Origin of the sequence: Spirulina sp. CS-785/01 (assembly GCF_028330525.1) — a bacterium.
GTDB lineage: Bacteria > Cyanobacteriota > Cyanobacteriia > Cyanobacteriales > Spirulinaceae > JAQMSD01.
The window spans coordinates 1-7,273 of sequence record NZ_JAQMSD010000334.1 but is presented as its reverse complement, the minus strand read 5'-3'; the positions used below and the strand labels follow the sequence as shown (position 1 = coordinate 7,273).

General features: G+C 48.3%; 9 protein-coding genes and 1 pseudogene. 2 read left to right on the top strand and 8 right to left on the bottom strand.

Going from position 1 to position 7,273, the window contains the following annotated elements; all coding sequences use genetic code 11:
- From PN462_RS23730 to coaD, 4 genes and pseudogenes are all read right to left on the bottom strand, one after another.
- Positions 1-141: pseudogene (locus PN462_RS23730) on the bottom strand (transposase); the annotation flags it as partial.
- Between the two features lie 151 nt (positions 142-292).
- The gene (locus PN462_RS22125) at positions 293-1,144 is read right to left on the bottom strand and encodes a hypothetical protein (protein WP_272131021.1); all 852 of its coding nucleotides are present in this window, start codon (positions 1,142-1,144) and stop codon (positions 293-295) included.
- On the bottom strand, positions 1,074-1,745 hold the full coding sequence (locus tag PN462_RS22120; RefSeq protein WP_272131020.1) for a hypothetical protein: 672 nt from the start codon (positions 1,743-1,745) through the stop codon (positions 1,074-1,076). The genes PN462_RS22125 and PN462_RS22120 overlap by 71 nt, the downstream gene beginning before the upstream one ends.
- On the bottom strand, positions 1,637-2,206 hold the full coding sequence (gene coaD, locus PN462_RS22115) for a pantetheine-phosphate adenylyltransferase (protein ID WP_272131019.1): 570 nt from the start codon (positions 2,204-2,206) through the stop codon (positions 1,637-1,639). Before coaD ends, PN462_RS22120 begins: the two co-directional genes overlap by 109 nt.
- 256 nt (positions 2,207-2,462) lie before the next feature.
- Between coaD and PN462_RS22110 the strand changes: the two genes are divergently transcribed.
- A complete protein-coding gene (locus tag PN462_RS22110; protein WP_272131018.1) occupies positions 2,463-3,287 on the top strand; it encodes a TlyA family RNA methyltransferase in 825 nt (274 codons plus the stop codon).
- Positions 3,288-3,314: 27 nt separating this feature from the next.
- Here the strand turns inward: PN462_RS22110 and PN462_RS22105 are convergent, their stop codons facing one another.
- On the bottom strand, positions 3,315-3,707 hold the full coding sequence (locus PN462_RS22105; protein WP_443029259.1) for an FHA domain-containing protein: 393 nt from the start codon (positions 3,705-3,707) through the stop codon (positions 3,315-3,317).
- Between the two features lie 452 nt (positions 3,708-4,159).
- Positions 4,160-4,432: a photosystem I reaction center subunit PsaK gene (gene psaK, locus PN462_RS22100; RefSeq protein WP_272131016.1), complete on the bottom strand. Its 273-nt coding sequence runs from the start codon at positions 4,430-4,432 to the stop codon at positions 4,160-4,162.
- Between the two features lie 129 nt (positions 4,433-4,561).
- Here psaK and PN462_RS22095 point away from each other — a divergent pair, with 129 nt between their 5' ends.
- Complete coding sequence (locus PN462_RS22095; protein ID WP_272131015.1) at positions 4,562-5,224, top strand: phosphoribosylanthranilate isomerase; 663 nt, start codon at positions 4,562-4,564, stop codon at positions 5,222-5,224.
- Here PN462_RS22095 and folE read toward each other — a convergent pair.
- Entirely contained in the window at positions 5,193-5,903 is a 711-nt protein-coding gene (folE, locus tag PN462_RS22090) for a GTP cyclohydrolase I FolE (RefSeq protein WP_443029258.1), read from the bottom strand. The two genes, PN462_RS22095 and folE, sit on opposite strands and share 32 nt — an antisense overlap.
- 48 nt (positions 5,904-5,951) lie before the next feature.
- Positions 5,952-6,674, bottom strand: a complete 723-nt coding sequence (locus tag PN462_RS22085) for an SDR family oxidoreductase (protein ID WP_272131014.1) — start codon at positions 6,672-6,674, stop codon at positions 5,952-5,954.
- Between the last annotated feature and the right edge of the window lie 599 nt (positions 6,675-7,273).

Sequence of the window (7,273 nt, the reverse complement as noted above, 5' to 3'; positions counted from 1 at the left end):
GCGACCAAATCGTTAGATTGGATTAAACGGAGTGCCACTTTTGTGGGCATTCTCTTCTCGCTGTCTACTTACTTTTAAATGCTTCCGAGCATATCGCTGTCTAGCTTTGTGATAATTGTTGGACTGTGGCTTTTTGCCTTTGACACTAAGTATGCTGGTATCAAAACTATAGCAGATTAAATTCAATATGGCAATAAAAAGCCGTCCTCCACTTCGTTGGCATGACGGGGCTTGAAACCCAGTATTTTTGGTCATATAAAAAAACGTTAACTTATTCTCAGGATAATGGAATTTAACGAGGGGAAGAATTTTCTGGAGAGGGGGGGGCATTTTGGGGAGTGGGGGCCCGACGACTCAGACGGTCTAATAAATTTAAGATCAGGGAGACTGCTTGATCGTTGGCAGAGATTTCAGTTTCCATTTGTTCGATTTCGCCTTGGAGTTGGGTTAATTCTTGTTGGGTTTGGGTCAAGTCTTTGGTGAGGGAGTCGGGGACTTGACCTGCGAGTTGGTTAATTTGTTGTTCGAGGTGGGGGAGGTGCTGTTGGTTGAGTTGAGTGACGCGATCGCGCTGACTCTCTAACCCCTGTTCCAACCGCGTCAGTTGGGTTTGGCTGCTGTTCAGGCTGCTGGCCGTCCAACTGAATCCCCATCCTAAGGCCGCTATAGCACAAACTGAAAATCCTGTCAACCCCCAAAGGCGACGTTTTAAGCGATTGAATTGACGATTATAGTAATCACTATCGGATAGGGCGACTAATTTCAATTCCCAGACCTCTTGGGCTAACTCAGACACCGTTTTTTCTTGTAACCGGGCTGGAGTGGGGATCGGTTCGCGCAGGGTGGCCGGAGGAGTAACGGGAGTCAAAGTCGGAGACGGGGGAGGATCACTTGTGGGGGGGGGCTCCAGGGGTAACAAGTCCGGGGAAAACTCCGATAACATCCCCATCACATCGGCAACCGCAAGGGATTGCCCTAAGTCCAACTGATGTTCACTGGTTGGCCGATAAGCCCATTGACTCTTGCCCATCATGGTATCTTGATTTAATTCTCTCCTCTCCTGAAACGAGCGATTAAGAGACTTCCGGGAGATCATCCGAATCATCCTCCATTTCCCCACCACCTCGCAGTTGCTGACGGCCATTGCGGATCACTCTTAGCATATCTGATAACTGTTGCTCAATGCGGGTTAAGACCGCATCGGCGTAATCATCGGCCCCATCTTGAATCTCCTCACATTCTGCGATCGCCAGTTGTCGCATCTGTTCTAACTCCTGCATGGCCTGCATTCTCGTCTGTTCTATTTCGGCCAACGTCTTCTGCTGTAATTCTTCACATTCCTGCTGGACCGAGGCCCGCAGTTGGGCCGCCTCAATTTCCGCTTGGCGCATCAATCCCATCTCATCCAACAACTGATTCGCATGTTGTTGAGCCGATTCAATAATATCTTGAGCATATTCTTCCGCCTGTAGAAAAATTTCCTCCTTTTGACGGAGAATTTCATTGGCTTCTTCAAACGCTTCCGGTAAATTAATCCGCACCAAATCCAGTTGGTCCAACAAACGCTCCTCATCCACAATTGTCTTGCGGGTAAAGGGAACACGGGGATTATCCAAGATCAGTTCCTCAAGACGATTCAATTCGGTTTGGATGTCGAATCCTGTGGCTCGATTTTGAGGTCCTGCTTGGGAGGAGTTGGCTTGGTTGTATTCGGCGTTACCGGAGGAGGAGTCTTGTTGTAGCATCGGTAGGTATCTCGAGCAACATTCTCTGGAACAAGGTGAGCGATGGAACCGCCAAACTGGGCAATTTCTTTCACCACGCTACTACTTAAAAAACTATACTCGGTTGAGGTCGCTAAAAAAACTGTCTCAATTTCGTCGTATAGGCTTTTGTTCGTATGCGCCATTTGCAATTCTTTCTCAAAATCGGAAAGAACCCGCAAGCCCCTCAACAAAACTGTAGCACGACGTTGCTTGGCATATTCAACCGTTAAGCCTGTAAAGCTCTCTATTTCGACGTTGCTTAGATGTTGGGTACAGGTGTGAATTTGCTGTATGCGTTCTTTTACGGGAAACAGGGGAGTTTTACTAGGATTACACAACACCCCAACAATCACCTTGTCATAAAGGCGACATCCTCGTTCAATGATATCAAGGTGTCCCAAGGTAATTGGGTCGAAGCTACCGGGGTAAATGGCAATCACTCTTTTTTGGCGACTAGGGGGCTTTGAGGAGATTATAGCGCGAGATTGTTTTTTGTTCTGGGTTATTTGTTCTTGGTTGTTGGTTTTTGGTTGTTTGTTCTTTGTTCGTTGGAGGGATAGCCTAGATAGCGGGTTTTGTCTGGTGATGAGGGGCAAAATCCCCCATGAGGACAAAAACTCCCTTCTCTCCCCCACCTAGACCGATGTGAATTGTTGATTGTTGATTGTTGATTGTTGATTGTTTATTGTGAACCGAATGGCGAAATCAAAACAAAGACTAGATACTTTTTTAGTGGAGCAGAAGTTGTGTTCCTCCCGTCAACAGGCCCAACGTCTCATTCGGGCCGGGGAGGTGTTTGTCAATCAACAGAGGATTGATAAACCTGGGACTTTGGTGGAGTTAACCGCCAAAATACATCTCAAGGAAAAGCCGCCCTATGTGTCTAGAGGCGGGGAAAAGCTCGCCCAGGCCCTAACCAGCTTTAATTTGCCTGTTACGGGGCGAATTTGCTTAGATGGGGGCATTTCTACCGGGGGGTTCACTGATTGTTTATTACAAGCGGGGGCTAAGTTGGTGTATGGGGTAGATGTGGGCTATGGCCAAGTGGCTTGGATGTTGCGACAGGATGAACGGGTCCGCTTGCGGGAACGGACGAATCTTCGCTATTTGACGGGGGATGTGCTGTATAAGGGGGAGACTTGGGCAGATTTGGCGGTGATGGATGTGTCGTTTATTTCTTTAACCAAGGTGTTGGTTCCCCTGTGGAATTTGTTGGTGTCGCCACGGGATGCGGTGTTGTTGATTAAACCCCAGTTTGAGGTGGGGAAGGAGCGAGTGGGGAAAAAGGGAGTGGTGCGTGATCCCAAAGATCAGGCCATCGCCATTCTTCAGGTTATGGAAGCAGCCAAAGGGATAGGCTGGACGGTGCAGGGGTTAACGGTGTCTCCTATTCAAGGGCCGGCGGGGAATATTGAGTATTTACTGTGGGTGAATACCCTGGCTCCGACGGGGGAATGGACTGTAGAGGGGGTGAAGCAGTTGACAGGAAGCGCGATCGCGCAATTCCACAACGCCCCCTAATCCCTAGCACCAGCCCTCCTTGAAGCCCTAAGTAATCAAAGTATCCTTCGACTTATCCTCACCCAAGGGCGGCAAATTCCGTTTTTGTCCAGATTGCGTCCCTTCTCCCACTTCTGCTTCCTCAATGCGAATCTGAATCTGAGGCCCGGAACTGGCTAAACGGATGACCATGCCATCAAAAACCTGCATCTTAGTGATCCGTTTTCCATCCATATACGTCCCATTTGCCCCTAAATTCACCACTTCCCACCCTCCATCTCCAGAGGGGCGGACTTCCACGTGGTGACGAGAAACAACTGCACTATAGAGAATGACTTCATTATCCGTTGAGCGTCCAATACGGATGGACGAACCCGGTTCAAACGTCCAATGCTGCACCGGAACAGCTTGCAACGGATGCAGCAACGTCAGAATAATCACTGACGTGGTGTTAGATGAGGGATTAGAATTGGCTTGTAACTCGTCAGAGGCTCTGGAGTTCATAGAAATGGCTTCGCGTAGCAGAACAACTATCTTTGGGGACGCACTCACACCCAAGTTGGCAAAGAGCTACCGTTTATTTTACAAGGAAGAAACGGGTATGACTAGATTGGGAAGACCCCTCATAGGTTCAAAACATCGAACTGAACCCGGTTAGGGAAACCCAGAACGATTAAAAAGAGAGGTGCATTTCAGTTTCTTTCCTCCCATCTTAACCGGAATATCGACAGAAGGCTCACGGGATTCTCGTCAAGACCCGTTCTTCACAGTGCAGTGTTCCATAACATTTAAGTATTTTCCCCCTTGACAATTGGGCAGTCAAGGGGGAAATAGCTAGCAATGAGCTTTTCAGGGGGGTTAACGATTCAGTTAAAAGTTAACCTTGCAGGAGTCTAGAGCGCACCTGCATTACTGAGGCCGAGGATCACACCTGCTCCGAGGATGTGACCTAAACTGGCGGTGGCTAAGAGTTCGGGAACCCCAAATTCTTCCCAGAGTGCTGGTTTAGAGACAGGAAGATCGGGGCCCTGTCCGGCATTTTGAATGGCGAAACGGCCAATAGCCACGGCCACCAGGTTACAGAGGATCATAACGAGAGCAATATTAAAACTCCAACTGGGAGTCGCAGGGGCGGAAGATTGGGCGAGAATGATGATTGAATTCATGTAAAGTGGGTCTCCTAGAAATTTGCTTAAATTTCTTGAAAATTATAAAGATTGATGGGTGATAAATTGCATTTTGTTGAATTAATTAACATAAGTTACGATTTTTGAGATAAAACTTAAAATTTGCCCATGCAGGTCAAGATTTGTGGAATTACCCAAGCGGAACAAGGAAAAGCGATCGCGGAACTCGGCGCAACGGCCCTAGGGTTTATTTGTGTCCGTCGCTCTCCCCGTTATGTCACCCCGAACCAAATTGAAAACATTATCTCCCAGTTACCCGCAACCGTCGAAAAAATCGGCGTATTCGTCCACGCTGAATTACCAGAACTCCGTCAAATCGTGCAAGAGACGGGGTTAACCGGGATACAACTCCACGGAGAGGAGTCCCCCGACTATTGCCGTCAAGTGCGCCAACAATTCCCCCAAGTCCGATTAATTAAAGCGTGGCGAGTTCGCAATGCAGAGGATTTAAACGCAATTCTCCCCTACAACAACTGGGTAGATTCCTTCCTCCTCGATGCCTACCACCCCCAGCAATACGGCGGAACAGGCATCGCCCTTAACTGGACTCTGTTACAAAACTTTACCCCCCAGCAACCTTGGTTCTTAGCTGGAGGGTTAAATCCCGACAACATTCTAGAAGCCTTAAACAATTGTCATCCCCAAGGCATCGATCTCTCTAGTGGAGTAGAACGATCCCCAGGGGATAAAGACTTAAACAAAGTGCAACAACTATTTCAGGTTCTCAAACCATCAAACCCTAGAAATTCGGCTGGTGACGAATTAAACTGAGAAACTCATCCCGCGTTTTCTGGTCTTCTTGGAACGCCCCTAACATAGCGCTGGTAACAGTCCAAGACCCCGGTTTTTGTACCCCACGCATCACCATACACATATGAGTCGCTTCCATAACCACTGCCACCCCTTGCGGGTCAAGAATTTCTTGAATGGCCTCCGCCACTTGGCGAGTCAATCGTTCTTGCACTTGCAGACGACGGGCATACATTTCCACAATCCGCGCCAGCTTACTTAATCCCACCACCTTCTGATTGGGAATATAAGCCACGTGCGCTCTCCCCATAAAGGGCAACATATGGTGTTCACACAAACTAAACACATCAATATCCCGCACCAAGACCATTTCATTATGGCCTTCATCAAAAATCGCCCCATTGACCAGTTTTTCTAAAGACTGGTTATACCCTTGGGTGAGAAATTGCATCGCCTCTGCGACTCGCTTCGGCGTTTTGAGGAGTCCTTCTCGTTCCGGGTCTTCTCCAACCCCTTTGAGGATGGAATACACCGCATTCATCATTTCCTCTTTGGTTTCGGGGGAATCAGGATGCACCGGAGGAGCATCTCCCTGGGGAGTGAGACGTTCAGGCCGAGGCTCGATATTTTGGGGTGAGACCTCAGTAGCTCCCTGGAGAGAGTTAGAACGATTAGAACCGTTAGAAGCAGCAATGGTCATAGTAAGAAAGAAACCTATTAAATCGGCAGGGTAAATTCAACAATTACACTACAGCGCACCCGCACTGGGCATTAAGGTAATATCCTCAACAACCGCTTGTTCGGGTAACAGGGCGGTGTGCAAAATGGACTGAGCCACAATTTCAGGGGTAAGCATCGCTGCCCGATTAAAGTCAGCGTGTACTGTGTCAGTGTCCCAAATGGGCGTATTCACTGCACCCGGAGAGAAGGCCACCACCCGAACCCCGTTGGAGCGTTCTTCGGCGGCTAAGGTTTTAGAGAGGGCAATGAGGCCAGCTTTACTGACGTTGTACGCTCCCCAGCCCGGAAAAGGCGTTTTGCCTGCAACCGAGGCAAGGTTAATGATTGTTCCCTGTTCTTGTTGGCGCAGATGGGGTAAAACCCCGCGAATACACTGAAAGACACTGGTTAAGTTGAGGTCGATGACTTGTTGCCAGTCGGTTAAGGAGGTGTCACTGACTGTTCCGGTGTAGCCCATTCCGGCGTTATTGACCAGAATGTCCACGGGGGCGAAATCAGCCGCGATGGCCTCCATTTCCCTTTGCACTTGATCAACTTTGGCCAGATCAACTACGTAGGTTTTTACTTCGACTCCTGTTTTCTGCACCTGTTCTTGGACAGCGTGTAGTTTTTCGGAGGAGCGACTCACTAAAGCAACGTCGATTTGAGCTTGGGCAAAGGCTAAGGCTGTGGCTTTGCCAATTCCACTACTTGCTCCAGTGATAATGGCACGGTGTTTGTTAGCAGTCATCAAAACCTATGGTTTGTTTACGTCAAAAGGTTGGGCATCGGTTGGGACTCACCACGGACAATCTCACCATCTATCAGCACTCCCAACTCGCAGCATACATACTGTCCGCTTAAATCCCAGGGTGCGGAAGATTGAAGCGAGGTCAAAGCGCGAACGATGCCAGTTTTCCAAATCTGAGTGTAGTCCCCAGATATTTGATTGTCAAAAGATTGACAGGATGCCAAACCCCAGCATTCGAGGTGGCTACATCCGTTGTTGTTGATGTCCTTAAAGTCTAGGCAGGTCATCTAGTTATACACCGTCTGCTTGAGTCCTGACATTAAACACAGTCGCTCTAAGGACAGGGCGTTTTCCTTACTCGAAGCTGGTGGATTGCAGTTATTTGTGGTGAAGACCATCAACCTTAAAATTATTGTAAACAAATGTTACTTTGGTCAGTATAACATTGGTTGTTGGTTATTGGTTCTTTGTTCTTTGTGAAAAAGGGAACAGGGAACAGGGAACTCCGGAACTGGGAACAGTAAACAGTAAACAGTAAACAGTAATGTTGTTTGTTCTGGGTTCTTTGTTCTCCCCCATCTCCCCCATCTCCCCCATCT